Annotated in this window: 1 protein-coding gene; it reads right to left on the minus strand. The window is 44.2% G+C overall.

The window, feature by feature from the left end; translation table 11 throughout:
• Positions 1-308: hypothetical protein (locus tag DC53_RS00205; protein WP_033032477.1), on the minus strand; the 308-nt coding region annotated here is incomplete at its 3' end.
• Positions 309-369: the final 61 nt, after the last annotated feature.

Here is a 369-nt window from a genome sequence, read left to right on the forward strand (position 1 = left end):
GAAACAGAGGTGTCGATGCTGTTAGCATTACCATTGGTCACAAGCCACTTCAGATCAGCATTTACCGCTTGCACAAGTAACTGGTAGTTTTTGGAGGATTGAGGTTTGTTTTGTATGATCGCTTCTGTCTGCGAGGACAGTTTTTCGTCATTGGTTTCTGCCGCTTCGTTTAGGTAGGTATCAACAGGCGAAAACAGCGATAAATACACCGCTGTTTCGAGTCCCTGCGTCATTTGTACGATGCCATCAGTGATTGACATATCACTGTCATTAAGCGTCTGAAATAGTAGTACGTCGCCTTCTTGCATTGCGCGCCCTTAGTGTTTGAGGTTTTGGTAAGTATACACTAAGGGGTTTGGGTATGAAAAA

It is taken from the genome of Pseudoalteromonas fuliginea, from assembly GCF_000690055.1.
Taxonomy (GTDB): Bacteria; Pseudomonadota; Gammaproteobacteria; order Enterobacterales; family Alteromonadaceae; genus Pseudoalteromonas; species Pseudoalteromonas fuliginea.